This is a genomic window from Streptomyces turgidiscabies Car8 (genome assembly GCF_000331005.1).
GTDB lineage: Bacteria > Actinomycetota > Actinomycetes > Streptomycetales > Streptomycetaceae > Streptomyces > Streptomyces turgidiscabies.
Window position 1 is genome coordinate 22,010 of the sequence record NZ_AEJB01000506.1, and the last position, 25,074, is coordinate 47,083.

Below are 25,074 nucleotides of genomic sequence, written 5' to 3' on the forward strand. Positions count from 1 at the left end.
CCTACCCGGAGGCCAGCAGCCGCAGCACCCGGTCGGCGACCGGCGTGGGCAGGGCACGCAGGGTGCGGACCAACGCCGTCGTCTGCCAGGGGAAACAGGCCTGCGCCGGTTCCCGCTCCAGGGCGCGTACGACGTACCGGGCCGCGCGCTCCTGGCTGACCTGGAAGGGCTTGGGCAGACCGTCCGCGCCGACCCGGTCCGTTCCCACGAAGCCGGGGTGGATCGAGGTGAACCGGATGCCCCTGGGGGCCAGTTCGACGCGCGACGCGTCGAGGAGGATGCGTACGGCCGCCTTCGCCGCCGAGTACGGGCCCTGGCGGGGGATGCCCATCAGCCCCGCGAGGGAGTTGGTGTGGGCGATCAGGCCGCCGTCCGGCTGCTCGCCCAACTGCCGGATCAGAGGGACCAGGTAGTTGACGACGACGTCGTAGTTCAACGCCATGATCCGGGACACGTCCACCGTGCTCACCCGGTCCATGGCCATGTCCGGCCCCTGACCGGCGTTGAGCAGCGCGATGTCGACGCCGCCGAACTCCGCGACGGCGGCCGTCACGACGCCGGCCGCCGCCTCCGGGTCCAGGGCGTCGGCGGCCAGGTCGAGGCAGGCGCTGCCCGCGGCCCGTACCTCCTGGGCCACGGCGGCCAGTTCGGGGGCGCGCCGGGCCGTCAGGACGAGGCGGTTGCCCGCCGGGGCCAGTCGGCGGGCAACGGCCGCCCCGATACCGGAGGAGGCCCCGACGATCAGGACCGTCCGGCCGGTGATGGTGGTGTCGGCGGTCACAGGAAGTGGCGGCCCTCACCGCGGTAGGTGGGCACGGTGTCGACCACCGTGCCGCCGCTGACCAGGTGCAGGTCGCCGATGCGCTCGCACAGTTCACCGGCCTTGGCGTGCCGCAGCCACACCCGGTCCCCGATGTTCAGCACGCTCGCGGCCCTGCCCACCAGCGGGGTCTGCACCTCCCCGAAGGACTCGGTGGCGGTCACGCGCAGCCCGGGGGGCCAGGCCAGCGTGGGCAGCCGGTCCTTGCCGAGCGGCCCGGACGCCACCCAGCCGCCGCCGAGGAGGGTCGCCACCGACGACGAGGGGCGGCGCACGACGGGCAGCACGAAGTACGCCGCCGGGACGGGCCGGAAGGCGCGGTAGAAGTCGAACAGGCCCGGACCGTACAGGCCGGAGCCCGCCGCGAGTTCGGTGACCGAGTCCTCGGCGGTCGTGGTCTCCAGGCTGCCGGTACCGCCGCCGTTGACGAACCGCAGCGGTGTGACGGCCCGTACGGCCGCCACCGCGGCTTCCCGGCGGTGGCTCAGCTCCTCGACGGAGGAACGCTGCATCGCCCGTACGACGGCCCGCTTGATCGCGTTGCCGGGCACGTTGTCACCGAGCCCGGCGACCTGCCCCTCGTAACCCATGATGCCGGTCAGCTCGAAGCCCGGGCGGGAGGCGATCGCGCGCGCGAACGCCGCCGCCTCCTCGGGGGTGTACACCGGGGACCTGCGCGGCCCGAGGTGGATGCGTCCGCCCGCGAGGCGCAGGGCCGCGTCCAGTTCCAGGCACACCTGGATACGGGTCGTGCGCGGGCCGGTGGCGGCGTCGATCAGGTCGAGATGCTCGACGCAGTCCACCATCAGGGTGATCCGGGACGCGAGCCGTTCGTCGGCGGCCAGTTGGCGAAGCGCGGTGCGGTCGGCGGTCGGATAGCCGACGAGGATGTCGTCGAACTCCTCGGCCAGCCACAGGGCTTCGGGCAGGGTGAAGCCGAGGATGCCGTCGAATCCGGGGCGGTCCAGGGCTCGCCTGACGAGCGCGCGGGAGCGCAGCGACTTGCTGGCCAGCCGGATCGGCTTGCCGCCCGCACGGCGTTCCAGGTCACGGGCGTTGGCGTCGAAGGCGTCCAGGTCGATGACGCCGAAGGGCGGTTCGAGGCCGGCGGTCGCCGCCCGGAGTCCCTCGAAATGGCTCTGGGACATCGGATCCGAACCGGTTCTGGGAGGGGTGGTGTCGATGGTCATCGGTGGGTGTCTCCTTGCTCGGGTACCGCGGTCGGCGCCGGGACGAGGCCCGGGCTGCGGCGCTTGGCCATGGCCACCACCTTGGGGATCACGAAGCGCATCAGCCGGGGGAACACACCGGCGACCCGCTGTACGCGTCCGCCGATGGCGGGGTGGACGATTTCTACCGGCTTTCTCACGATGGCGTCGACGATCACCGAGGCCACTTTTTCGGGGGAGAGCGGCTTCTCGGCGAAGGTGATCACCGCGCTGGGATCTGCCATCTCCTGCTCCAGCATGGGGGTGCGGGTGCCGGGCGGATGGACGATGCTGAAGGTGACGGGTCCGTCGCGTTCCTCGATGGCCACGCTGTGGTGGAAGGCGCGCAGCCCGTGCTTGGTCGCGCCGTAGGTGGTGTAGCCGGGCAGCGGCAGGAACGACGTCATGCTGCACACGGTGACGATGTGCCCGTGGCCCTGGGCGCGCATCCGGGGCAGGGCGGCCAGCATGCCGGTGATCGGACCGAGCAGGTTCACCTCCACCATGTGCCGGTGCCGGTCCGGCGGCAACTCGCGTGCGTAGCCGGTGTGAATGATCCCGGCGTTGTTGACGAGCACGTCGACCGGGCCGAGTTGGTCCGCGACCGCGTCGAAGGTCGTCTCCCACGCCGCCTCGTCGCGGATGTCCAGCTCGAACGCGCGGGCGGCGTCGCCCAGTTGACCGGCGATCCGGGTCGCTCCGGCGAGGTCGATGTCGGCGAGCGCCACCCGGTGGCCCCGGCGCACGGCCTCGCGCGCGGTCGCCGCACCGATACCGCTCGCGGCACCGGTGATCAGGACGACGCTCACCGCGGACCCCCGCCCTGAGCGTCGGCGCGCGGACGCCGCGCACCATCCGTTCGATGTCCGTGCATGTGAACTCCCGGAAGAATAGGCCGAGTTGGCGAAGGTCGCGGTTATGACGGCAGGACGTACGCCTCCAGCCGGGACCCGTTGAGCCCGGCCGCGCGCACCGGGTCGTCGGTCGGTGTGGTGGCCGCGTACAGGGTGTTGCCGTCCGGTCCGCCGACCACACAGCTCAGGGTCTGCCGACTGGTGGCCACCCGGTCCAGGATCACGCCGCCGGGTCCCACCCTGACGCACTCGCCGCGCAGCGCGTTGGCGACCCACGCCGTACCGTCCCGGCCGGGTGCGATGCCGTCCGGGGCGATGGGGCTGGCGGAGCGGGCGGCGATCGACGGCCGGTCAAGGAGCGCGGAGACGCGGCGGGTGACGCGGCCCAGCGGCCCGGGATGGTTGAGGGACGTCCACAGGGCGGAGGGGATCAGCGGAGCCCAGGGCCGGGGCGGGCCGAGGCGCCCGTCGGGCAGCACAGGCAGGGCGGTGAGGCGCATGGCCAGGGTCTCGGCGACCAGCAGGACGGGCCCCTCGCCCGGACGCCGGTCGTCGTCGAGGAGGAACAGACCGTTCGGGAACGTCAACGGCTCGCTCAGACCTAGGAGTTCGCCCTCGGGGGAGAAGCAGGCGAGAGGGGTCCTGGGCGGTCCCGGCGGGGCGTAGAGCATCGAGTTGGGCTGCCGGCGGACGAAGTCGTGGTAGTCGAAGCCGAAGTTGCCCACGTAGGCGCGGCCCAGCCGGTCGACGAACATGTCGTTGGCGGGGCCCCCGGCGATGCCCTTGAGGTCGGCGTGCACGACCAGCGAACCGTCCGGCTCCCGCCGGTACACACAGTGCCCGTCCATGGAGACGACCAGCATCCGCCCGTCGGGCAGCCAGCCCAGGCCGCCCGCCCGGCCGGGGACCTCCGCCACCGTCTCCGGCTCGCCCCGGGTGTCCCAGCGGTGCACCGTCCCGTGGGCGAGGTCGCAGAACCACAGGGCGTCGTCGTGCCAGCGCAGTGACTCCAGGACGCCGAATCCGTCCAGAACGACTGTGGCCCTCGCTCGCACCCCTGCCTCCTGAGGCTGCTCGTACCCGTCTGTTTCCCGCTACGGTGGCCCAGACGAGAGAAGTAAGTCAAGCGTCCTGGACGAGCGACTTACTTCTCCTGGGTCGGTTGGCTATCCTGACGGGCGAACCCACAGGTGAGACCGGTGCGGAGAGGAGAACGCGTGCCCCGCATGGCGGCGAGCGACCGGAGAGCGGAGCTCCTTGAGGCGGCGATCCGGGTCATGGCACGCGACGGCGTGGCCAAGGCCACCACCCGCGCGGTGGTCACCGAGGCGGACATGACCCTCGGGGCCTTCCACTACTGCTTCGAGTCCCGGGCCCAACTGCTCGAACTCGTCACCGAGACCCTCACCGAGCGGTACGTCGCCGAGGTCCGCGGCCTGTTCGCCCCGCACAAGGACATCCGTGACAGCGTCCTCGACAGCCTGCACGCCTTCTGGAAGGGCTTCGAGGCCAACCCCGGCGAGCACCAGATCAGTTACGAGCTCACCCAGTACGCGCTGCGCAATCCCGGCTTCGAGGACGTCGCCATGAAGCAGTACGAGATCTTCCTGCGCGCCTTCGCCGGTCTGCTCGAACTCGCCGCCGACAACGCCGGGATCGAGTGGACCGAACCGGTGCCCGGTGCTCGCGCGGTACGTCCAGTCGATGATCGACGGCCTCAACATGACCTGGCTCGTCGACCGCAACACGCCGACAGCAGGCCGCGCTCGACTGCTCGCGATCACTTCTCTGCACGCCCGCCGCGACCGCCTGAGCCGCGAGCCGCCTGAGTCATGAGCCGCTTGACCTGAGGGAAAGGGTGTCCGCATGGCGTTCGCCGACTACCAGAACGAGATCTACCTGAACGGGCTGGGTGGCGTCCTGCCCGCCTACCCCATGGAGTTCGCCGAGTTGGCGGACCGGGCGAAGGCCGCGCTGCCGCCGTCCGTCTGGTCCTACGTCGCCGGGGGCGCCGGCGACGAGCGCACCCAGCGGGCCAACGTCGACGCCTTCGCCCGCTGGGGCCTGATCCCGCGCATGTTCGTCGGCGCCGCCACGCGCGACCTCACCGTCGAGCTGTTCGGCACGACACTCCCCTCGCCGGTGTTCCTCGCCCCGATCGGCGTCATCGGACTGTGCGCCCAGGACGGACACGGCGACCTGGCCACGGCCCGCGCCGCCGCCCGTACCGGAGTCCCGATGGTCGCCTCCACCCTGTCCGCCGACCCGCTGGAGGACGTGGCCCGTGAACTCGGCGACACTCCCGGCTTCTTCCAGCTCTACACCCCGACCGACCGGAGCATCGCCGAGAGCCTCGTCGACCGTGCCGAGCGGGCCGGGTACCGGGGCATCGTCGTCACCCTCGACACCTGGATCACCGGCTGGCGCCCGAGGGACCTGGCGACGGCCAACTTCCCCCAGCTGCGCGGCCACTGCCTCGCCAACTACACGAGCGATCCGGCCTTCCGGGCAGCGCTCGGAAGGCCGCCCGAGGAGGACCCGCAGGCCGCGATCCTCCACTGGACGCAGGTCTTCGGCAATCCGCTCACCTGGGACGACCTGACCTGGCTGCGCTCACTGACCGACCTCCCGCTGATCGTGAAGGGCATCTGCCACCCCGAGGACGCGCGCCGCGCCCGCGACGCGGGAGTGGACGGCATCTACTGCTCCAACCACGGCGGCAGACAGGCCAACGGCGGCCTCCCCGCGCTCAACGTCCTGCCCGCGGTCGTCGAGGCGGCCGGTGACCTGCCGGTCCTCTTCGACTCCGGGGTCCGCAGCGGCGCCGACATCGTCAAGGCCCTCGCCCTGGGCGCGACAGCGGTCGGTATCGGCCGCCCGTACGCCTACGGCTGCGCCCTGGGCGGCACCGACGGCATCGTCCACGTCCTGCGCTCCCTGCTCGCCGAAGCGGACCTGATCATGGCCGTCGACGGCTACCCGACCCTCAAGGACCTCGCCCCCGAGACACTCCAGCCCGTCTGACACCGGGCCATGCACCGCTACGTCCGGCCATGCCGGTCACGCTCGGCGACGTCGGCCCAGCGGGGCTCGCCCGGCTAGGTCAGGTCATGCGGGTCACGCTCGGCGACGTCGGTCCAGCGGGGCTCGCCCGGCGACGTTCAGCCGCGTCCGGGTATGCGGGCCTTGCCCGGCGACGCGGGCCTTGCCCGGCGACGTCCGGTCACGCGGGTCACGTCCGGTCACTCGGGCCTTGCCCGGTCATGCGGGGCACGCTCGGCGACGTCGGCCCAGCGGGGCTCGCCCGGCGGCGTCCGGTCATGCGGGGCTCGCCCGGCCGTTCGGGTCACCCTGGCCGCGCCCGGCCGTGCCCGTCATGCCCAGCCACCCCCGTCACCCTCGCCACCTCCGTTCAACCGATGGGTTGAACGAGAGGTTCATCCCCCAGCCCCCACCACGCTCCGTACAGCCGACGCGAAGACCCTCTCGTTCGCGTCAGGCTCGAACTCCAGCTCGACTCCCCCCATCGAGAGGCTTTCAGCGTGTCCAGTTTTCTCAGTCGACGTCGTGTGCTCGCCACCGGAGCCGGAGCGGCCCTGGGTGTCGGCGCGCTCGGTGCCACCGGGACCCCCGCCGCCGCGGCCTCGTCCGCCGGGTCAGGTTCGACCGCGCGCGGCGAGGAGACCCGGACGCTCGACGAGCTGTACCGGGCCGCGCTGGCCGAGGGCGGCAAGCTCGTCGTCTACGCGGGCGGCGACGTCGACAGCCAGGGCGACGGCATCCGCGCGGGCTTCGCGGCCCGCTTCCCGGAGATCGACCTCAAGGTCGTCGTGGACTACAGCAAGGTCCACGACGTCCGCGTCGACAATCAGTTCGCGACCGACACCCTCGTCCCGGACGTCGTCCAGCTCCAGACGCTCCAGGACTTCACTCGCTGGAAAGGGCAGGGCCGCCTGCTGCACTACAGGCCGGCGGGCTTCTCCAAGGTGTACGACGCCCTCAAGGACCCGCACGGCGCCTGGACCGCCATCGCGGTGATCGGCTTCAGCTACTCGTACAACGTCGCCGCCGTCGGCGCCGACGCCCCGAAGTCCCCGCTCGACCTGATCGACCCGAAGTGGAAGGGGCAGATCGCGTCGTCCTACCCGCACGACGACGACGCCGTCCTCTACCTCTTCAAGCTGTACGTGGACCACTACGGCTGGGACTGGGCCGCCAGGTTCGCCGCCCAGGACGTACGGTTCGCCCGCGGCAGCCACACTCCGGGGCTGGCCGTCTCCAGTGGGCAGAAGGCGCTCGGCGTCGGCGGCTCGGGCTCCCTCCTGGCGCCGGCCACGGCACCCTCCCGGTGGACCGTCGCCGAAGGGCACCCCTTCATGTCGTGGGGTCAGCGGGCCGCGATCCTCAAGCAGGGCCGGAACACCACTGCCGCCAAGCTCTACCTCAACTGGCAGCTCTCCACCACGCAGCAGCAGGGTTCCCGCAACGGCTGGTCCGTACGGACGGACATCACCCCCGCGGGTGGCCTCCAGCCCATCTGGAAGTATCCGAACGCCAACCTCGACGGCTTCCCCCGCTTCATGGCCGACCGCGCCGGAATCGAGCGCTGGAAGCAGACGTTCGCGCTGTACTTCGGTGAGGTGAAGGGGGATCCGACCCCGGGATCGCTGGGCCTGCACCCCGGCGCGTAGCTCCGCTCGAAGGGCGGTTTCCTCGGCCGCCTCCACCGGTTCTTCACGGTGGTCATACAGGCGGTCGATAGACTCGGGCATCCTTTCGATCGGATCAGTCTGCCCAAGGGGATCTGCCGTGCCCGACCGTGTTCCCGTCCGTTCGCCGCTGACGGTTCGTGGTCGTCGGTTCACCCTGGAACACGTGCCGCATCTGGCGTTCTTCGTCATCGTGGCGTCCGCACTGTTGCAACTCGCCCAGATCAACAGCGAGTTGTGCTGGTACATCGCGACGGTCAGCGGGCTGCTCGCGCTCGTCTACACGGGCGGAGTGACGGCGTGGGACCGGTTCGGGGCGGTCGGGCGGGCGACCTGGATTCCGTTGCTCCTCGTCCTGTGGGGCCTCCTGCTGGCTCTCGTCCCGGCCGAGCTGATCTCCGCCTTCGTGTGGTGCGCCCTGCCGTTGGCGTGCGCCGCGCAGCGCGTGCTCGGCCGCCGGTCCGCGGCCGTGGCGCTCGCCGTGATCACCCTGGTCCTCGTCGTGGCGCTGGCCGGGGCCGACGGCCGGCTCGTGACCGAGGCCGTGGTGGTGCCCGTGGCGGCCGTCTGGGGAACCGTCGCCCTCTACCGCGTCCAGCAACGGGACGCCGAGGCGCGCCGGCTTCTCGTCGAGGAACTGCGTGACACGCGGGAACTCGTCGCCCGGCAGCAGCGCCGCGCGGGTGTGCTGGCGGAGCGGACCAGGATCGCCCGCGATCTGCACGACACCCTCGCCCAGGAACTCGCCGGTGGCCTGATGCTGCTCCAGGCCGCCGAACGCGACTGGGACGAGCGCCCCGACGCGGCACGTTCACGTGTCCGCGCTGTCGCCGACGGACTGGGCACCAACCTCGCCGAGACCCGCCGTATGATCCGGGACCTCACTCCGTCCTCTGTCGCCGAGACCGGCATCGAGAGCGCGCTGCGCGTCCTGTGCGCCCGCTCCCAGGCCGACGGGACCGCGGCCCAGGTGCGGTTCCGGTCGGTGGGCGACCCCCAGCCCGTTCTCGACGAACACGCCGCGACCACCCTGTTCCGGGTAGCGCAGAGCACACTGGCGAACGTCCGCGAACACGCCCACGCGGTGAACGTGCAGGTCACCCTCAGCCGACGGCGGCCGGACCAGGTGGACCTGGAGGTCAGCGACGACGGCGTGGGATTCGACCCCGCCGAGGTCTTCGCCCGTACGTCACCGGGCCCGGGCCGGGGTTTCGGGCTGCCCGCCGCGCGGGCCAGGCTGCGCGAGTACGGCGGTGACCTGGACGTCAGCGGCGCACCGGGCCGGGGCACCCGGATCCGGGCCACGGTCTGCGCGCGGACCCGGCCGCAGCAGCCCACCGCCGGGTCCGTCGCCCCCGCTGCGCCGGTCCCCACGGCGACCGTCCGATGACCACGGCCCCACCGGGCCCGGCCGGGCCGCTGCGCGTGGTGATCGCGGACGACCACGCCGTCGTACGGGCCGGTCTGCGCGCGCTCCTGGAGGGCGAACCCGACCTCGATGTGATCGCCGAGGCCGGCAGCGGTGAGGAGGCTGTCGGGCTGGTCGCCCGGATGCTCCCCGACGTCGCGCTGATGGACCTTCGCTTCGGGAGCCCGGGGAACGGGATCGACGGGGTCGAGGCGATCCGGCGGCTCGCCGCCGAGGCGCCCGGTGTGGCGGTGGTGATGCTGACCAGCTATGCCGGACGGGCCGATGTCGTACGGGCGTTGGAGGCGGGCGCCCGCGGCTATGTGCTCAAGGCGGGCCCACCCGAGGAACTGTTCCGGGCGGTGCGCGGGGCCGCCACCGGGGCGTTGGGGCTGGCACCGGAGATCGTGGGGGAACTCGTCGGCCAAGTGGTCAGCCCGGAACGCGAGTTGAGTGGACGCGAGATCGAGGTCGTACGGCTGATGGCCGAGGGGCTCAGCAACCGGGCCATCGCGGCGGCGCTGTTCCTCAGCGAGGCCACGGTCAAGACGCATCTCGTGCGTGTCTACCGCAAGCTCAAGGTCGACAACAGGGCGGCGGCGGTCTCGGAGGCCGTACGCCGGGGTGTGCTCGAACTGACGTGAACCGGGAGGGGGGTTGGGGAAGCTCTCGGAGGCTGTCCAAGCGTCAGCCCCGGGATGTGAGCCAGTCCTCGTCCGCCCACGCGGCGGTCTTCGGGATGCGGGAACCGTAGTCCGGCAGCTCGCCGACGCGGGCGCGGACACTCGCGTGCACCCGGGCGTGCGGGGGCAGTGGGCGATGCCGGTAGGTCAGCAGGGCCCAGATCCAGCCCATCCGGTGCACCTTGCCCAGCGCGTACGAGGGGCCGACCGGCACCTCGCGCCGGTATGACCCGGGCCTCAGCAGGAGGCCCTTGCCGTCGGGGGCCAGGGCGCCGTCCACGACCCACTTCAGGGCGATGGTGGCGAGATGGTGGTCGTCCTCGAAGGTGCCGCCGACGTCCGAGTGGACTCCCGCGAACCACACCTGCTCGACCCCGTCCGGCAGCGCCGGCTGCTCGCCCGGGGTGACCAGGTACTCGCGGTAGGGCGTGCGCTTCTCGTCGATGGAGACGGCGTGCCGGACCCGGAGGGCGTTCGGGACCTGCCGGGTGTGCGGCCAGCGCAGGTTCCAGCGCAGGATGCCGGCCGCCTTCACGGAGTCCCAGATGCCCAGGTACTCGACGGGGATACCCGTCCTGGCCTCCACTTTGATGCTGAACGTGCCCGCGAAATGGTGGAGTTGGGCCCAGTCGTCGGCGGTGAAGCTCTTGTTCCTGGCGTAGACCGACACGGCGTACGGGACGAGGTTCTCCAGCCCCGGCCGCAGCAGACCGACCGCCTTGAGCATGCCGGTGAGCGCACGCGCCGTGTACGCGCCCCGGCTGAAGCCGAACACGTAGACGTGGTCGCCCGGTTCGTAGTGCCGCATCAGATACGTGTACGCCTCCGCGAGGTTGACCCTGATCCCGGAACCGAAGGCGAGCCCGAACAGTTTCGACAGCCGGCGGCCCACAGCCGTCAGGGTGCCCGCCGCGGAGAACGTGCCGACCCCGGGGTCGTAGTACGCGATCTGCCGGGCGGGGTCGGAGAGGTCCAGCATCTCGTAGAGCCGTACGACGTTCGTGTTGCCCTTCGCCTTCAGCTGATTTCCCGTGCCGTCCAGACAGATGACGAGGTTCCTGGCCATGGCGGCCTCACCTTCACTGACGTATGCCAGGACATACAGGGTGTTACGAAATATAGTAGGAGAAATGATGCCAATGGGCATGCTCGGGAGCGGTGGTGTTCCGGAGGATCCATGGCCGGTTCAGTGATCTATCTCGAAGACGTGGCCGCCGACGAGGCAGGGGCCGCCCCGCCCCGCACCCACGCGCTGGTCGTCGGAGTCGGCAAGTACCCGCACCTCGACGGCGGTGAGTCACCGGTCGCCGACTCCGACGGGATGCACCAGCTCAGCTCGCCCCCGGTGTCGGCCCGCGCCTTCGCCACCTGGCTGCTCACCGAGTACAACGACCCCGAACGCCCGCTCGGCAGCGTGGCCCTGCTGCTCAGCGAGGAAAACCCGACGCCGTTCACCGACCCCCGTACACGGACCGACCACGACGTCGACGACGCCACCATCGGCAACATCGTCACCGCGGTCGGCGACTGGTACGACCGCGGCGACAGCCACGTCGACAACCGGCTCCTCTTCTACTTCTGCGGACACGGCGTCTCCCAGGGCGAGGACATGGCGCTGCTCGCCGCCGACGTCTTCGCCGACCACCACAACCCCCTCAACGGAGCACTGGACTTCGCCGGCCTCATGAACGGCCTCAAGCGGTGCAAGGCCGGCCAGCAGGTGTTCTTCGTGGACGCCTGCCGCGCCAACTCCGATGTACTGATCGACAGTTCGGGCACCAGGTTCGCCGGCTGCACCCCGCTCGGCGCAGGCGCGCGCCCGCTGGACCTGCCCCGGCGCTTCCACATCCCCTACTACGCCACCCTGGCCGGCGACCGCTCCTACGGCAGGACCGGCGAGGTCAGCCTGTTCACGGAGGCCGTGCTGAAGAGCCTCGCCGGGGCCGCGAGCGACGACCCGGAGGGTGACTGGCAGGTCAACACCTCCCAACTCCTCACGGCGATCGACCACTTCATGCACCAGCCGAGCTTCGCCGGCCCCGTCGCGAACGTCCAGGTCCCCTCGGTCGGCGAACTGCCCGTCTTCGTCCTCCACCAGCTGGCCGGCACCCCGGTCGTCCCGGTGTACGTCGGCTGCGACCCGGCGGAGGACAACGCCGAAGCCGAGTTCGTGTGCCGGGAGGACGGACAGGACGGCCGGGAGCGGCTGCGCCGGTCGGCCGGCGACATCGACATGGACGACCCAGAGTGCGAGTGGGCCATCGAACTCGGCTTCGGCAACTACGTCTTCGAAGCCCACCTCGGCGACCACGAGGTGCGGACCAAACCCGTCACCGTGCGTCCGGTGTTCCGGCGCGTGCAACTGGGGAAGCCGTCATGAGCACCGGTCTGCGGGTCTCCGTGGCGCTGAGCCTCCACGAGTCCGACCTGCCCTACGGGGCGAAGGTCGTCGGCGACATCTACCCGGCCGACGGCACCGGCAGCGCCCACCGGGACGTCCTCTTCCCCTGCGGGACCTCCGCGCCGGCGGCCCGCTACGAGGTCGACCCCGGGCGCTATCTCGTGTCCGCCACCCTGCCCTCCGGCATCGTGCTCTCCAAGGACGCGGAGGTCAGCGAGGGCAAGGACACCCATGTGACGCTGCGCACCGCGCCCTCGCCCTTCGAGTCGCACTCCTGGCAGTACCTCATGGGCAACATCGAGGCGTACGGCGAGTATCACGACGACGAGACGATCGAGGAGCCCCGCTCGCAGGGGTCGCGTTCCGGGGTGTGGGCGACACGCGGGGTGGTGGCACCCGGGAGTGCCGTCTGGGTCGGCGACCCGAAGCCCGACAGCTGGCACTTCCCCACCATGCTCGCCCTGACCGACGGCCCCTCACCGGAACCGGTCGCTCTCGACCTGGCGCGCTCGGCGCCGCACACCGTGCCCAGCCTCGGCCTGGGTGACGCCGCCGCCCGCCTCTACCGCTTCGGCCCGCACGGCCCGGTCGACGAAGAGGGCGAGCCCGCCCTCAAGGGGCCCACTGGCCGACGGCAGTTCCTGGTCGTCTCGATGGCAGGCGCCGAGTACATCGTCACCCTCCCCGCGCCCTGGGGGAACGCGCAGATCGAGGTCCTGGTCAACGAACGCCAGAGCCCGACCGGCAGCACCGTCTCCGTCACCGTCCGCGACAGCCGGGTGGGGCCCGCCCTCGGCTACATGGGCCGGGGCGCCTTCGGTACGGCCGCCGCACTGGTCAAGGACGCCGAGGACATGCTCTACGCCAAGATGGAGAACCCCCTCGCCGCGGTGGCCGGCGCCTACATCCTGGTCGGCAGCGAGCTCACCGAGCAGCGGCACCGCTGGGACGACTGGCTCGACCATCTGCGCCGCGAGTTCCCCTGGCTGAGCGACGGCTCGCTGCTGTGGGGCATGCGCCATCTGCGCCGGGCCCACACGGAGACCGAACTGAGCGCGGCGCGGGACGCGCTCGTCGAGGCCTTCGACCGAGGCGTCCCGGTCTTCACCCTGGGACTGAGCCGCCTCATCCACGGCCTCTCCGAGTTTCCCGACGACCCGGAGTGCGCCACCCGCCTCGACCAGGCCCGGCTGCTGTCCTACCGCGTGGACATGCGCGAGCCGTTCGTGATCGTCGGTCTGCGAGGGGTGCCCCAGTAGAGCGAGAGACCCGGCGAGGAGGCCGCGATGATCCGGTTCACGATGCTGCCCGGCGAGGACGGCGACTGTCTGCTCCTGGAATACGGCGACGACACCTTCGTCCGGCGGATCCTCGTCGACGGCGGTCGCGCGGGCACGTATCCGCTGATCAAACCGGTTCTCGCCGGGCTCGACGGGCTGGTCGACCTCCTCGTCGTCACGCACGTCGACCAGGACCACATCCTCGGAGTGCTCGCCCTCCTTGACGACCCGGACCGGCCGGTGGAGTTCGGGGACGTGTGGTTCAACGGCTTCGACCATCTCCTCGACACCGAAGGGTTCGGCGCGCAGGACGGCGAGAAGCTCACCAGCGCGCTGCTGACGGGCAAGGTGCCCTGGAACGACGCGTTCGGCGGGCGCGGTGCGGAGGTCGGGCGGCAGCTCGGGTGGTTCGACGACGGGTCCACGATGGAGGTGCTCTCGCCCGACCGGACGCAGCTGGAGAAGCTGGCCCCGGTGTGGGTGAAGGAGTGCGCCGCCCATGGGCTGATCCCGGGCCGGGATCCCGACGAGCCGCCGGTCGTCCCCGGCTTCGAGCACTTCGGCGGCGCCGTGAACGTGGAGCAGCTCGCCGCGACCCCGTTCAAGCGGGACAACTCTCCGACGAACGTCACCAGCATCGGACTGCTCTTCGAGTTCCAGGACCGGCGGATCGTCCTCACCGGCGACGCGGACGACCACCGGCTCGTCGAGTCGATTCGCCCCAGGGCCGAGGCGGCGGGCGGACGGCTCCACGTCGACGTCCTGAAGGTCGCCCACCACGGCAGCGGCCACAACCTCTCCAACGAGCTGCTGGGCCTCCTCGACTGCGACCGCTATCTGATCTCCACCAGCGGCGCCCGGCACAACCACCCCGACGACATCGCCATGTCCCGCATCCTCCAGCACGGCGGAGCGCGCAAGGAGATCGTCTTCAACTACCGCGACCGTGCCGCGCTCTGGGACGTCGCCTCCCTCAGAGACCGTTTCGGCTACACGGTGACAGCACCCGGGCCGGACGCGGCTGACGGCTTCGTGACCTTCGAACTCTGACCCCGGGGTCGCTCGGATGGCGGCCCCGGCTTGACAGGCGGACGATGGAGGCAAGAGGGGGTCCGACAGCCATGGCGGGGGATGGGAGGCAGCAGACATGCTGGAGATCAAGACGGTCGAGAAGCCGGACGAGCGGCGCGACTTCCCCAGAGGACACCTCGAGGCCGTACACATGACCGGCCTCGACTTCGCGGTGGCGACCTTCGAACCGGGCTGGCGCTGGTCCGAGTCGGTCGGGCCCCTCGCGGGCACGAAGAGCTGCGAGATCCACCACAACGGCTATGTCGTCCAGGGCCGGATGGGCATCCGCATGGATGACGGCGGCGAGGGCGAAGTGGGCCCCGGCGACGTCTTCGTGTGTCCGCCCGGGCACGACGCGTGGGTCGTCGGCGACGAACAGGTCATCGTCCACGACTTCGCGGGAGGCATGGCACAGGACTACGCGAAGGCGAAGGGAAGCTGACCGCGACGCCTGCCCGGGGGCTCACACCGGCAGCAACCGGGTGATCAGCGCGCCGAGTTGGCGGGCGTTGCGGCACTCACGCATCTCCACCAGCTCGGCGTACGCGGGCGCCGCCGAGTCGCCCGTGCCCCACTGGGACCGCCCTTCCGGGTTCAGCCAGTAGACGCGGCGGGCCCGTTCGGCCAGCTGCCGTACCGCGGGCAGATTCGGGTCGCTCATGTTCGTACGGGCGTCACCGAGCACGAACACCGTCGTGCGGGGGCCGACCGCGTCGCCGTACCGCTCTGTGAACTCGCCCAGGGCCATGCCGTAGTCACTGCTGCCGTGCCAGCCCGTCAGGGTCGCCTCCGCGCGGATTCGGGCGCCCAGCCCCTCGGCGTCGGCGGCGCCGTGCACCAACAGGCCGGTCACCTCGTCGACCCGGTTGACGAACGCGAACACCCGGACCTTGCTGAACTGGTCGTGCAGCGCCTGCACCAGCAGCATCGTGAAGTCGGAGAAGCCGGCCACCGAACCCGACACGTCGCACAGCAGGACCAGTTCGGGCCGGGCGGGCCGGCGTCGGCGCAGCACGGGCCGCATCGGCACCCCGCCCGTCGACAGTGACGCGCGCACCGTGCGCCGCAGGTCTATCGAACCGCGTGCGGCCTTGCGGCGGCGGGCCGCCAGCCGGGTGGCCAGTCTGCGCGCGAGGGGCTGAACTGTCCTGCGCAGCTCGGCCAGTTGGCTACGCCCGGCGACCAGGAAATCGACCCGGTCGGCTGTCGGTGCGACCGCCCGCCGCGCGATCTCGTCCCGGCCGCGCCGCTCGGCGACCCGGCGCCGCGCCTCCGCGCCGACCAGCCGCCGGAACTCCTCGATCCGCCGCCGGATCTCGTCGTCGAGCAACCGGTCGGCGAACCCCGCCTCCCCGGCGCTCTCCCGCAGGCTCGCCCGCACCCGGGCCAGCAGCGTCTGCGGCCGGAGCCGGTCCAGCGTCTGGTACGACGACCAGCCGTCCGATCCCGGTGAGGAGCCGTAGCCGCCGAACCCGTCGACCGCCTCTGCGGCCAGCCGGGCCAGCAGCGCCCGGTCGTTCGCGGCCAGCGCGGCGGCGAGCCGGTCGCGCAGCTCGTCCCGCCCGGTGGGTCCGGTGCCGGGTCCCCCGACACCCCGGGGAAAGTACAGGTCGAAGACCGGGTCGAACACCGGACGCTGGGCGGTGCCGTGCAGCAGGGTCGCGGCCAGCCCTTCGCGCAGCGACTCCCGGTCCGTGAAGCCGAGCACGGCCACCGCCTGCGCCGCGTCCACGGTCTCGCCGGTACCGATCCGCACACCGTGCGTACGCAGCGCGCCGACCAGCCCTGTCAGCCGTTCGGCGACATCGGCACCCGAACCGGGGTGGGCCGACGGCGCGTTCACATCGAGTCCAGGTCCAACTTGGCGTTCGCCTTGAGGACGTCGTCCTGGTGTTTGAGGAGAACGCCCAGGCTGTCCCGTACGACCGTCTCGTCCAGCGTGTCCGCCCCCAGCGCGAGCAGGGTGCGTGCCCAGTCGATGGTCTCGGCGACCGACGGCACCTTCCGCAGGTCCATCGCGCGCAGCGCGCCCACGACCCGCACCACCGACTCGGCCAGCGCCGCGTCGAGCTCCGGCACCCGCAGCCGTACGATACGGCGCTCCAACTCGGCTTCGGGGAAGTCGATGTGGAGGAAGAGGCAGCGGCGGCGCAGGGCCTCTGACAGCTCGCGGGTGGCGTTCGAGGTGAGGACGACGAAGGGACGGCGGGTCGCGGTGATCGTGCCCAGCTCGGGGACCGTGACCTGGAAGTCGGAGAGCACCTCCAGGAGCAGGCCCTCCACCTCGACGTCCGCCTTGTCGGTCTCGTCGATCAGCAGGACCTTGGGGTTGTCGCCGCGAATGGCGGTCAACAGGGGCCGGGGAAGCAGGAACTCCTCGCTGAAGATGTCCGTGCGCGCCGCGTCCCACGTCTCGTCGCGGCCCGCGCTGATGCGCAGGAGCTGCTTGGCGTGGTTCCACTCGTACAGCGCCCGGGACTCGTCCACGCCCTCGTAGCACTGGAGGCGGATCAGCTCGGCGCCGGCGATCTCGGCGACGGCCTTGGCCAGCTCGGTCTTGCCGACGCCGGCCGGGCCCTCCACCAGGAGCGGTTTGCCGAGGCGGTCGGCCAGGAAGACCGTGGTGGCGACGGCGGGAGAGGCCAGATATCCGGTCTTGGCGAGGCGCGCGGAGACGTCGTCGACGGATGTGAACAACGGGGCCTCCAGCACGGGCGTGAACGGTTTCCTGGTCACTATCTAAGCGCTTGTTCACCGCCCGTGTCACGCATGAATCCGCGCGACGGCCCTCCATGGCAGGGGCCGACCGCCGAAGCGCCCGGCCCCTCACGCCCGTTCACGCGCGGCCGTCAGCGCTCACCAGCACCACTTCCAGGGTGCGCGGACCGTGCACGCCCTCGACCCGGTCGAGTTCGATGTCACTGGTCGCGGACGGCCCGGAGATCCAGGTCAACGCCCGTGTCGGGTCCAGGCGTTCGAAAGCCTGGGGGACGGAGGAGACGACCTGGCCGGGGACCCGGACGACACAGATGTGGTGGTCGGGCACCAGGGTGATCCGGCGGCGCCCCTGGTCCGGACCGCCGTCCAGGACGATGGTGCCGGTCTCGGCGATGGCCAGGGCGCACGCCGTGACGACGCTGTCGACCTCGTCCAGGTCGTACGCGGTGCTCACCGCGCGGTCCTCGACCCGGGTGATGTCCGCGGCCGACAGCCACGCGGGCGGGAGCCCCGGCGGTACGACCACCGACGCCGAGCCGTGCGCGGACAGTATCCCGGCGAGCAGGGCGGGGAGCTCGTCGTCGGTGCAGCGGTGCACGATCGCCCGGTAGTCCGCCAGGTTCTCGGCGAGGAGTTCGACGGTCTCCTCCACGCTGCGGTTTCCGTGCTCGCGCACATAGTCGCGGTCGACGGCCTGGTCGTACGGTGTGTCGTCGCGGGGCACGTCGGCGAGTGCGCGCCGTACCCGGCCCAGGATCAGCTCGCGGCTGTTCACTTCGTGGTGTCCTTTCCGCCGTGGGTGCGCTGCCACCAGTCGCGGAACGGCTCCACCGGTACGGCCGGCAGATCACGGGTGCCGCTCCAGGCCCTGCCGGGCCCAGGCAGGGTGCGGGGGTGGAAGCGCCGGGTGCGGGAGGCGAGACGCTGGCCGGTGCGCAGGGCGCCGGGATGGCTGAACGCCCAGCGGGCGGCCCGCATCGCGGCCCGCTCGGCGGCATGCCCCTTCGCGGGCTTCAGCACCACCTTGTTGCCCTCCCGGGTGGCAGGACCGCCCTGCACGACGCGCTCGCGCAGATGCACCAGCACCTCCGGGATGTCGATCGCGACCGGGCACACCTCGTAGCAGGCCCCGCACAGCGAGGAGGCGTACGGGAGTGAGGCGTCGATCTCGCTCGCGGTGCCCCGGAGCTGAGGGCTCAGGATGGCGCCGATCGGGCCCGGATAGACGGAGCCGTAGGCGTGGCCGCCGGCCCGCTCGTACACCGGGCACACGTTCAGACAGGCCGAGCAGCGGATACAGCGCAGGGCCTGGCGGCCGACCTCGTCGGCGAGGGTGTCGGTGCGGCCGTTGTCGATCAGGACCAGGTGGAATGTCTGGGGTCCGTCCCCGTCCGTCGTACCGGTCCAGGTCGAGGTGTACGGGTTCATGCGTTCGGCGGTCGAGGAACGGGGGAGCGTCTGGAGGAAGACCTCCAGGTCCCGCCAGGTCGGCACGATCTTCTCGATGCCGACGACCGAGATGAGCGTCTCGGGCAGGGTCAGGCACATCCGCCCGTTGCCCTCGGACTCGACCACGACCAGGGTGCCGGTCTCGGCGACCATGAAGTTGGCCCCGGAGACGCCCACCTTGGCGCGCAGGAATTTTTCTCGGAGGTGGAGTCGCGCCGCCTCGGCCAGTTCGGCGGGGGTGTCGGTGAGGCCCTCGGGGGCCGGGCGGCCCCACTCGCTCATCTCCCGCGCGAAGATGTCCCGGATCTCACCCCGGTTGCGGTGGATCGCCGGGACGAGGATGTGCGAGGGGCGGTCCTTGCCCAACTGCACGATCAGCTCGGCGAGATCGGTCTCGTAGGCGTGGATGCCCTCGGCCTCCAGGGCCTCGTTCAGCCCGATCTCCTGCGTGGCCATCGACTTGACCTTGACGACCTCCGACTCACCGGTCATCCGCACCAGGTCGATGACGATCCGGTTGGCCTCGTCCGCGTCGGCAGCCCAGTGCACGACACCGCCGGACGCGATGACCGACTCCTCCAACTGGACGAGATAGCGGTCGAGATGACGGAGCGTGTGGTCCTTGATCCGCTTGCCCGCCTCCCGCAGCTCCGCCCAGTCGGACACCTCGGCGACGGCCTTCGCCCGTTTGCCGCGGATGGTGTGGGTGGCGTGGCGCAGATTGGCGCGCAGGGTCTGGTTGCCCACCGCCTCATGGGCCGCCTTTGGGAAGGCCGGCATCCCGACGAACGTCCCGCTCATACCAGGGGCTCCTCTTCCGTGCTCGCCAGGATCTCCGCGATGTGCACCGGCCGCATACCGGTGGAGAGCCGGGTCATGGTCCCGCCGATGTGCATGAGGCACGAGTTGTCGGCGGCGCACAGCACCTCCGCCCCCGTCGACTCCGCGTTGCGCACCTTGTCCGTGCCCATCGCCGCCGAGACATCGGAGTTCTTCAGCGCGAACGTGCCGCCGAAGCCACAGCACTCGTCGGCGCCGGGCAGCTCCCTCAGCTCCAGCCCCTTGACGGCCTGGAGCAGCCTGAGCGGCCGGTCGGCCAGTCCGAGACCGCGCAGCCCGTGGCACGTCGGGTGGTAGGTGACGGTGTGCGGGTAGTAGGCGCCCACGTCCGTCACCCCCAGCACGTCCACCAGGAACTCCGTCAGCTCGAACGTCTTCGGGACCACGGGCGCCAGTGTGGCCGCGAGTCCGTCCCCGCGCCCCTCGGCCCGCGCCCGCTCGCCCATCCGCGGATACAGCTCCCGCACCATCGCGCCGCACGACCCGGAGGGCGTGACGATCGCCTCGTACCCCCCGAATACATCGGAGAAATGCCGGGCGAGCGGCTCGGCATCATGGCGGTACCCGGTGTTGTAGTGCGCCTGCCCGCAGCAGGTCTGCGCCATCGGGAAGTCGACCTCGACACCCAGCCTGGTCAGCAGTTTCACGACGGCGCGGCCCGTGTCCGGATACAGCGTGTCGTTGACACAGGTAAGGAACAGGGCGACACGCATCGCGGCTCCTAGCGATCGATCATCGGATGAGTGCAGAGTACGTGGAGGTCGCGCGGTGGGGGAATCCCCGTCTCACCGGACGTCGGTGAGACGGGCCTGGGCCGCACGCCAGGCCACCGGATCGCCGGACGGCTCGTAGCGGGTCAGTGGCTGGGTACGGGCGAGCAGCCGGCGCATGTCCGTACGGTCGCCCACGAGACCGTGGGCCCTCGCCTGGACGAGGACGTTGCCGAGCGCGGCGGCCTCGGCCGGGCCCGCCACCACCGGCAGCCCGCAGGCATCGGCGGTGAGCTGGCACAGCAGCGCGTTGCGCGTCCCGCCCCCGACGATGTGCACGGCGTCGACACTGTGCCCGGCGAGCCGCTGGGCGTCCGCCACCGCCAGCCGATGGGCGAGGGCGAGGGAGTCGAGGATGCAGCGCGTGATCTCGCCCGGAGTCTCCGGCACCGGCTGCCCGGAGGCCCGGCAGGCCTCGGCGATCCGATCCGGCATCCGCCCGGGCGCCAGGAACGCCGCGTCCCCCGCGTCCACCACGGACCGCAGCCCCGGCGCCTCGGCCGCCGCCCGCAGCAGATCGCCCAGGTCGGGGTTCCCCCAGGCCCGTACGCACTCCTGGAGCAGCCACAGCCCCATGATGTTCCGCAGATAGCGGACCGTGCCGTCGAGCCCCAGCTCGTTGGTGAAGTTGGCGGCCCGGCTCTCCTCGGAGAGGACGGGTGCCTCCAGCTCCAGACCGGCCAGGGACCAGGTGCCGGTGCAGATGTAGGCGAACCGCTCGTCCACGGCCGGCACGGCCGCCACCGCGGAGGCGGTGTCGTGCGACCCGACCGTGGTCACCGGCACCGGCCCGCTGAGCCCGGTCTCCTCCAGCACCTCGGCCCGCAGCACACCCGCCGGATCACCGGGCCGGCGAAGCGGCGCGAACAGCCCGAGGTCGATGTCCAGCTTCCGCGCCAGGTCATGGGCCCAGTCGCGGGTGCGTGGATCGATCAGCTGGGTGGTCGAGGCATTGGTCAGCTCGGTGCCGGCCTCACCCGTCAGCCAGTACGTCAGCAGGTCGGGGATGAGCAACAGCCGCTGGGCGGCGGCCAGTTGACGAGTGCCACGGGCCGCCGTCAGCTGGTAGAGGGTGTTGAAGGGCGCGTACTGCAACCCGGTCGCCGCGTACAGCTCGGTGGCCGGGACGGACGCCCACACCTTCTCCGCGACGCCCTCGGTGCGGGCGTCGCGGTAGTGCGCAGGGTTGCCCAGCAGGGCGCCGTCGGCATCCAGCAGTCCGTAGTCCACGGCCCAGCTGTCGATGCCGACCGAGTCGACCTGACCGGCGGCCCGCAGCCCGTCGAGCACACCTCCGTACAGCGCGAGAACATCCCAGCGCAGCCCCTCGGGCACCCGCACGGGCCGGTTCACGAACCGGTGCGCCTCGGTCAGCTCCAGCGTGTCGGGCCCGACCCGGCCGACCATGACGCGCCCACTGGACGCGCCGAGGTCGACCGCGGCGTACGACTTGACGGCACGGCTCATCGCAGGAAGGCCGCGGCGACGCCGGCGTCGACCGGGACGTGCAGCCCGGTGGTGTGCGTGAGCTCTCCGCCGGTGAGGGCGAACACGGCGTTGGCTACGTGCGCGGGCAGCACCTCGCGCTTGAGGATGGTCCGCTGGGCGTAGAACTCGCCGAGCTTCTCCTCCTCGATGCCGTACGTGGCAGCGCGCTGCGCACCCCACCCGCCGGCGAAGATCCCGGAGCCGCGCACCACACCGTCGGGGTTGATCCCGTTGACCCGGATGCCGTGCTCGCCCAGCTCGGCGGCGAGCAGCCGCACCTGGTGCGCCTGGTCGGCCTTGGTCGCGGAGTACGCGATGTTGTTCGGTCCGGCGAAGACGGCGTTCTTGGAGGCGATGTAGATGATGTCGCCGCCCAGCTCCTGCGCGATCATCACCCGTGCCGCCTCACGCGAGACGAGGAACGAACCGCGCGCCATGATGTCGTGCTGCAGGTCCCAGTCCTGCGCCGAGGTCTCCAGCAGGGGCTTGGAGATGGAGATCCCCGCGTTGTTGACGACGAGGTCCACCCCGCCGAAGGCCAGCGCGGCGGCCTTGAACGCCTCGGCGATCTGCTCCTCGCTGGTCACGTCGACGGTGACGGCGACGGCCTTGTCGGCCCCGCCCAGCTCCTCCGCCACCGCAGCCGCGTTCTCCGCGTTGAGGTCGGCGACGACGACACAGGCACCCTCGGCGACCAGCCGCTCGGCGATGGCCTTCCCGATCCCGCTGCCGGCGCCGGTCACCAGCGCGATCCGCGTGGCCAGCGCCTTCGGCTTGGGCATCCGCTGGAGCTTGGCCTCCTCGAGGGCCCAGTACTCGATCCGGAACTTCTCCGACTCCTCGATCGGCGCGTACGTCGAGACCGCCTCGGCCCCGTGCATCACGTTGATCGCGTTGACGTAGAACTCGCCGGCCACCCGGGCGGTCTGCTTGTCCTTGCCGAAGCTGAACATGCCCACACCCGGGATCAGCACGATCGCCGGGTCGGCGCCACGCATCGCGGGGGAGTCGGGCAGGGCGTTGCGCCCGTAGTAGGCGGCGTACTCCTCGCGGTACTCGGCGTGCAGCTCCTTCAGGCGCGCGATGGCCTCGTCCAGGGGAGCGGAGGCCGGCAGGTCGAGGACCAGCGGCCTGACCTTGGTGCGCAGGAAGTGGTCCGGGCAGGAGGTGCCGAGAGCGGCGAGACGAGGGTGCTCGGCGCGCGACACGAAGTCCAGCACGACGTCCGCGTCGCTGAAGTGTCCGACCTGCGGCTTGTCCTGCGAGGCGATGGCCCGGACGTACGGGGCGAGCGCGGCGGCCCGCTCACGACGCTCCCCGGGCGCGAGGGCCGCGTACCCCTCGATCACCGGGCCGAACGGCTCGGCCTTGCCGCGCTCGGCGAGGAACGCCTCGGCGGTGCGGATGATGTGCAGCGAGTTCTTCTCGCACTCCTCGGCGGTGTCGCCCCAGGCGGTGATGCCGTGTCCGCCGAGGACGCATCCGACGGACTGCGGGTTGGCGGCCTTCACGGCGGCGATGTCCAGGCCGAGCTGGAACCCGGGGCGCCGCCACGGCACCCACACCACGCTGTCGCCGAAACACTCGGCGGTCAGCTTCTCCCCGTCGGCCGCGCAGGCCAGCGCGATACCGGAGTCGGGGTGGAGATGGTCCACGTGAGCGGCGTCGACGAGCCCGTGCATCGCGGTGTCGATGGACGGCGCCGCCCCGCCCTTGCCGTGCAGGCAGTAGTCGAACGCGGCGACCATCTCGTCCTCGCGCTCCACCCCCGGATACACACCCTTGAGCGCGTGCAGCCGGTCCAGCCGCAGCACGGCCAGCCCGCCCTCGGTCAGGGTGCCCAGGTCACCCCCGGACCCCTTCACCCACATCAGCTCGACATCACCCCCGGTGACGGGATCGATGTCGGTCCCCTTCGCGGAAGTGTTCCCCCCGGCGTAGTTCGTGTTCCGGGCGTCAGCACCGAGCCGACGAGACCGAGCGAGCAGAGCGGCGGCTTCGGGATGGGTTGCCATACGTGATCAATCCTTACGTGACATTTCGAGAAAGGGCTGGGGAATGCTTTTAGGGGCGCGAGGAACTGCGCGACAAGCCACGACGGACCGGCAGCCTGCATCGAACCGAACCAGGCAGACGGAACCCAGTACCTAGGCCCCCCACCCCGCCTGCTCCCCACCAACCCGCTCCGCAGCAATCTTCGAAGCCCACCCGGACCGGGCATACGCGGCCATCGGATCCCCGTCCAGCCCCATCTCGCCCCGAACCTCCGCCAGCAACGGCCGAACATCCGTGTTGTACGCGTCCATCAACACCGCGTTGGCGGCCAGCACGTCCCCGCCCCGCTGAGCGGCGGCCAACGCCGACGCGTCAACAAGCAGCGCCTTGGCCGTCGCCTCCTGAACGTTCATCACCGACCGGATGATCGCCGGAATCTTCGCCTCGATGTTGTGACACTGGTCCAGCATGAACGCGACCTCGGGCGAGAACCCACCGCCCCGGATCACCTCGTACATGATCCGGAACAGCTGGAACGGGTCGGCCGAGCCCACCATCAGGTCGTCGTCCGCGTAGAACCGCGAGTTGAAGTCGAACGCGCCGAGCTTCCCCTCCCGCAGCAGCGTGGCGACGATGAACTCGATGTTGGTGCCGGGCGCGTGGTGCCCGGTGTCGACCACGACCTGTGCCTTCGGGCCGAGCTTGAGGCAGTGCGCGTACGCCGTGCCCCAGTCCGGGACGTCGGTCGTGTAGAAGGCCGGCTCGAAGAACTTGTACTCGAGGAGCATCCGCTGGTCGTCGCCGAGCCGCTCGTACACCGCGGCCAGCGCCTCGGAGAGCCGGTCCTGCCGCTCGCGGATGTCGTCCTGACCGGGGTAGTTGGTGCCGTCGGCGAACCACAGCTTCAGGTCCTTGGAGCCGGTGGCGTCCATGATGTCGACGCATTCGAGCAGATGGCCGAGCGCCTTGCGCCGTACCACCGCGTCCGGGTGGCAGATGCTGCCCAGCTTGTAGTCGTCGTCCTGGAAGGTGTTCGAGTTGATCGCGCCCAGCTTCAGGCCGCGCTCCTCGGCGTACTTGGCGAGGGCCGCATAGTCCTCGACCTTGTCCCACGGAATGTGCATGGCGACGGTCGGGGCCACACCGGTGAAGGCGTGTACCTGGGCGGCGTCGTCCAGCTTCTCGAAGGGGTCGCGGGGGACGCCGGGCTGTGCGAACACCTTGAAACGGGTCCCCGAGTTCCCGTACGCCCACGACGGCGTTTCGATGGCCTGGGCCTTGAGAGCGGCCTTCACCGCGCTGAGCTCGGTCACTTCAGGACTCCTGTGACATCGGGTCGGAACGACTGCTGGGAAACAGCACGCTGAACGACGATCTGAT

The 25,074-nt window shown here is 71.1% G+C and carries 22 protein-coding genes; 9 read left to right on the forward strand and 13 right to left on the reverse strand.

The annotated features are described in order from the left end of the window. Position 1 precedes the first annotated feature (1 nt). From STRTUCAR8_RS36185 to STRTUCAR8_RS36200, 4 genes are all read right to left on the reverse strand, one after another. Positions 2 to 781, reverse strand: coding sequence for an SDR family NAD(P)-dependent oxidoreductase (locus tag STRTUCAR8_RS36185; protein WP_006381270.1), 780 nt, complete (start codon positions 779 to 781; stop codon positions 2 to 4). Then, positions 778 to 2,010 carry an amino acid deaminase/aldolase gene (locus STRTUCAR8_RS36190; protein WP_006381276.1) on the reverse strand — a complete coding sequence of 411 codons (1,233 nt, stop codon included), beginning with the start codon at positions 2,008 to 2,010 and terminating at the stop codon, positions 778 to 780. Before STRTUCAR8_RS36190 ends, STRTUCAR8_RS36185 begins: the two co-directional genes overlap by 4 nt. Beyond that, positions 2,007 to 2,837: an SDR family NAD(P)-dependent oxidoreductase gene (locus STRTUCAR8_RS36195; protein WP_006381229.1), complete on the reverse strand. Its 831-nt coding sequence runs from the start codon at positions 2,835 to 2,837 to the stop codon at positions 2,007 to 2,009. Before STRTUCAR8_RS36195 ends, STRTUCAR8_RS36190 begins: the two co-directional genes overlap by 4 nt. 107 nt (positions 2,838 to 2,944) lie before the next feature. Then, on the reverse strand, positions 2,945 to 3,937 hold the full coding sequence (locus tag STRTUCAR8_RS36200; protein WP_006381274.1) for an SMP-30/gluconolactonase/LRE family protein: 993 nt from the start codon (positions 3,935 to 3,937) through the stop codon (positions 2,945 to 2,947). Positions 3,938 to 4,108: 171 nt separating this feature from the next. Here STRTUCAR8_RS36200 and STRTUCAR8_RS36205 point away from each other — a divergent pair, with 171 nt between their 5' ends. The 5 genes from STRTUCAR8_RS36205 to STRTUCAR8_RS36225 all read left to right on the forward strand — a co-directional run bounded on the left by STRTUCAR8_RS36205 (position 4,109) and on the right by STRTUCAR8_RS36225 (position 9,643). After that, positions 4,109 to 4,711 (forward strand): TetR/AcrR family transcriptional regulator, encoded by a 603-nt coding sequence (locus STRTUCAR8_RS36205; protein WP_100247747.1) that lies wholly within the window; start codon positions 4,109 to 4,111, stop codon positions 4,709 to 4,711. A gap of 37 nt (positions 4,712 to 4,748) precedes the next feature. After that, positions 4,749 to 5,906 (forward strand): lactate 2-monooxygenase, encoded by a 1,158-nt coding sequence (locus tag STRTUCAR8_RS36210; protein WP_006381235.1) that lies wholly within the window; start codon positions 4,749 to 4,751, stop codon positions 5,904 to 5,906. Positions 5,907 to 6,424: 518 nt separating this feature from the next. Beyond that, positions 6,425 to 7,573, forward strand: coding sequence for an ABC transporter substrate-binding protein (locus tag STRTUCAR8_RS36215; protein WP_044473499.1), 1,149 nt, complete (start codon positions 6,425 to 6,427; stop codon positions 7,571 to 7,573). 118 nt (positions 7,574 to 7,691) lie between these two features. Continuing rightward, on the forward strand, positions 7,692 to 8,981 hold the full coding sequence (locus STRTUCAR8_RS36220) for a sensor histidine kinase (protein WP_006381225.1): 1,290 nt from the start codon (positions 7,692 to 7,694) through the stop codon (positions 8,979 to 8,981). Next, a complete protein-coding gene (locus STRTUCAR8_RS36225; protein WP_006381254.1) occupies positions 8,978 to 9,643 on the forward strand; it encodes a response regulator transcription factor in 666 nt (221 codons plus the stop codon). The genes STRTUCAR8_RS36220 and STRTUCAR8_RS36225 overlap by 4 nt, the downstream gene beginning before the upstream one ends. Positions 9,644 to 9,686: 43 nt before the next feature. Here STRTUCAR8_RS36225 and STRTUCAR8_RS36230 read toward each other — a convergent pair whose 3' ends face one another. Beyond that, positions 9,687 to 10,748 carry a DUF2235 domain-containing protein gene (locus STRTUCAR8_RS36230; protein WP_006381249.1) on the reverse strand — a complete coding sequence of 354 codons (1,062 nt, stop codon included), beginning with the start codon at positions 10,746 to 10,748 and terminating at the stop codon, positions 9,687 to 9,689. A gap of 111 nt (positions 10,749 to 10,859) precedes the next feature. On the opposite strand from STRTUCAR8_RS36230, the gene STRTUCAR8_RS36235 reads away from it, so the two are divergent. The 4 genes from STRTUCAR8_RS36235 (at position 10,860) to STRTUCAR8_RS36250 (ending at position 14,876) form a co-directional block, all read left to right on the forward strand. Next, positions 10,860 to 12,062, forward strand: a complete 1,203-nt coding sequence (locus STRTUCAR8_RS36235) for a caspase family protein (RefSeq protein WP_006381228.1) — start codon at positions 10,860 to 10,862, stop codon at positions 12,060 to 12,062. Continuing rightward, complete coding sequence (locus STRTUCAR8_RS36240) at positions 12,059 to 13,342, forward strand: hypothetical protein (protein ID WP_006381279.1); 1,284 nt, start codon at positions 12,059 to 12,061, stop codon at positions 13,340 to 13,342. Before STRTUCAR8_RS36235 ends, STRTUCAR8_RS36240 begins: the two co-directional genes overlap by 4 nt. Before the next feature lie 27 nt (positions 13,343 to 13,369). Beyond that, positions 13,370 to 14,413, forward strand: a complete 1,044-nt coding sequence (locus STRTUCAR8_RS36245) for a ComEC/Rec2 family competence protein (protein WP_006381238.1) — start codon at positions 13,370 to 13,372, stop codon at positions 14,411 to 14,413. A gap of 97 nt (positions 14,414 to 14,510) precedes the next feature. Then, positions 14,511 to 14,876: a cupin domain-containing protein gene (locus STRTUCAR8_RS36250; RefSeq protein WP_006381239.1), complete on the forward strand. Its 366-nt coding sequence runs from the start codon at positions 14,511 to 14,513 to the stop codon at positions 14,874 to 14,876. A 21-nt stretch (positions 14,877 to 14,897) separates the two neighbouring features. On the opposite strand, the gene STRTUCAR8_RS36255 is transcribed toward STRTUCAR8_RS36250, so the two are convergent. The 8 genes from STRTUCAR8_RS36255 to rhaI all read right to left on the reverse strand — a co-directional run bounded on the left by STRTUCAR8_RS36255 (position 14,898) and on the right by rhaI (position 25,007). Continuing rightward, positions 14,898 to 16,277: a vWA domain-containing protein gene (locus STRTUCAR8_RS36255; RefSeq protein ID WP_006381260.1), complete on the reverse strand. Its 1,380-nt coding sequence runs from the start codon at positions 16,275 to 16,277 to the stop codon at positions 14,898 to 14,900. Next, positions 16,274 to 17,131, reverse strand: a complete 858-nt coding sequence (locus STRTUCAR8_RS36260; RefSeq protein WP_044473505.1) for an AAA family ATPase — start codon at positions 17,129 to 17,131, stop codon at positions 16,274 to 16,276. Before STRTUCAR8_RS36260 ends, STRTUCAR8_RS36255 begins: the two co-directional genes overlap by 4 nt. A 139-nt stretch (positions 17,132 to 17,270) precedes the next feature. Next, complete coding sequence (locus STRTUCAR8_RS36265; protein ID WP_006381245.1) at positions 17,271 to 17,927, reverse strand: LutC/YkgG family protein; 657 nt, start codon at positions 17,925 to 17,927, stop codon at positions 17,271 to 17,273. After that, on the reverse strand, positions 17,924 to 19,402 hold the full coding sequence (locus tag STRTUCAR8_RS36270; RefSeq protein WP_006381282.1) for a LutB/LldF family L-lactate oxidation iron-sulfur protein: 1,479 nt from the start codon (positions 19,400 to 19,402) through the stop codon (positions 17,924 to 17,926). The genes STRTUCAR8_RS36265 and STRTUCAR8_RS36270 overlap by 4 nt, the downstream gene beginning before the upstream one ends. Further along, the gene (locus tag STRTUCAR8_RS36275) at positions 19,399 to 20,154 is read right to left on the reverse strand and encodes a (Fe-S)-binding protein (RefSeq protein ID WP_006381272.1); all 756 of its coding nucleotides are present in this window, start codon (positions 20,152 to 20,154) and stop codon (positions 19,399 to 19,401) included. Before STRTUCAR8_RS36275 ends, STRTUCAR8_RS36270 begins: the two co-directional genes overlap by 4 nt. 72 nt (positions 20,155 to 20,226) lie before the next feature. Further along, positions 20,227 to 21,678: a rhamnulokinase gene (locus STRTUCAR8_RS36280; protein WP_006381223.1), complete on the reverse strand. Its 1,452-nt coding sequence runs from the start codon at positions 21,676 to 21,678 to the stop codon at positions 20,227 to 20,229. Beyond that, the gene (locus tag STRTUCAR8_RS36285) at positions 21,675 to 23,714 is read right to left on the reverse strand and encodes a bifunctional rhamnulose-1-phosphate aldolase/short-chain dehydrogenase (protein WP_006381258.1); all 2,040 of its coding nucleotides are present in this window, start codon (positions 23,712 to 23,714) and stop codon (positions 21,675 to 21,677) included. The genes STRTUCAR8_RS36280 and STRTUCAR8_RS36285 overlap by 4 nt, the downstream gene beginning before the upstream one ends. Before the next feature lie 132 nt (positions 23,715 to 23,846). Further along, on the reverse strand, positions 23,847 to 25,007 hold the full coding sequence (rhaI, locus tag STRTUCAR8_RS36290; protein WP_006381237.1) for an L-rhamnose isomerase: 1,161 nt from the start codon (positions 25,005 to 25,007) through the stop codon (positions 23,847 to 23,849). Positions 25,008 to 25,074: the final 67 nt, after the last annotated feature.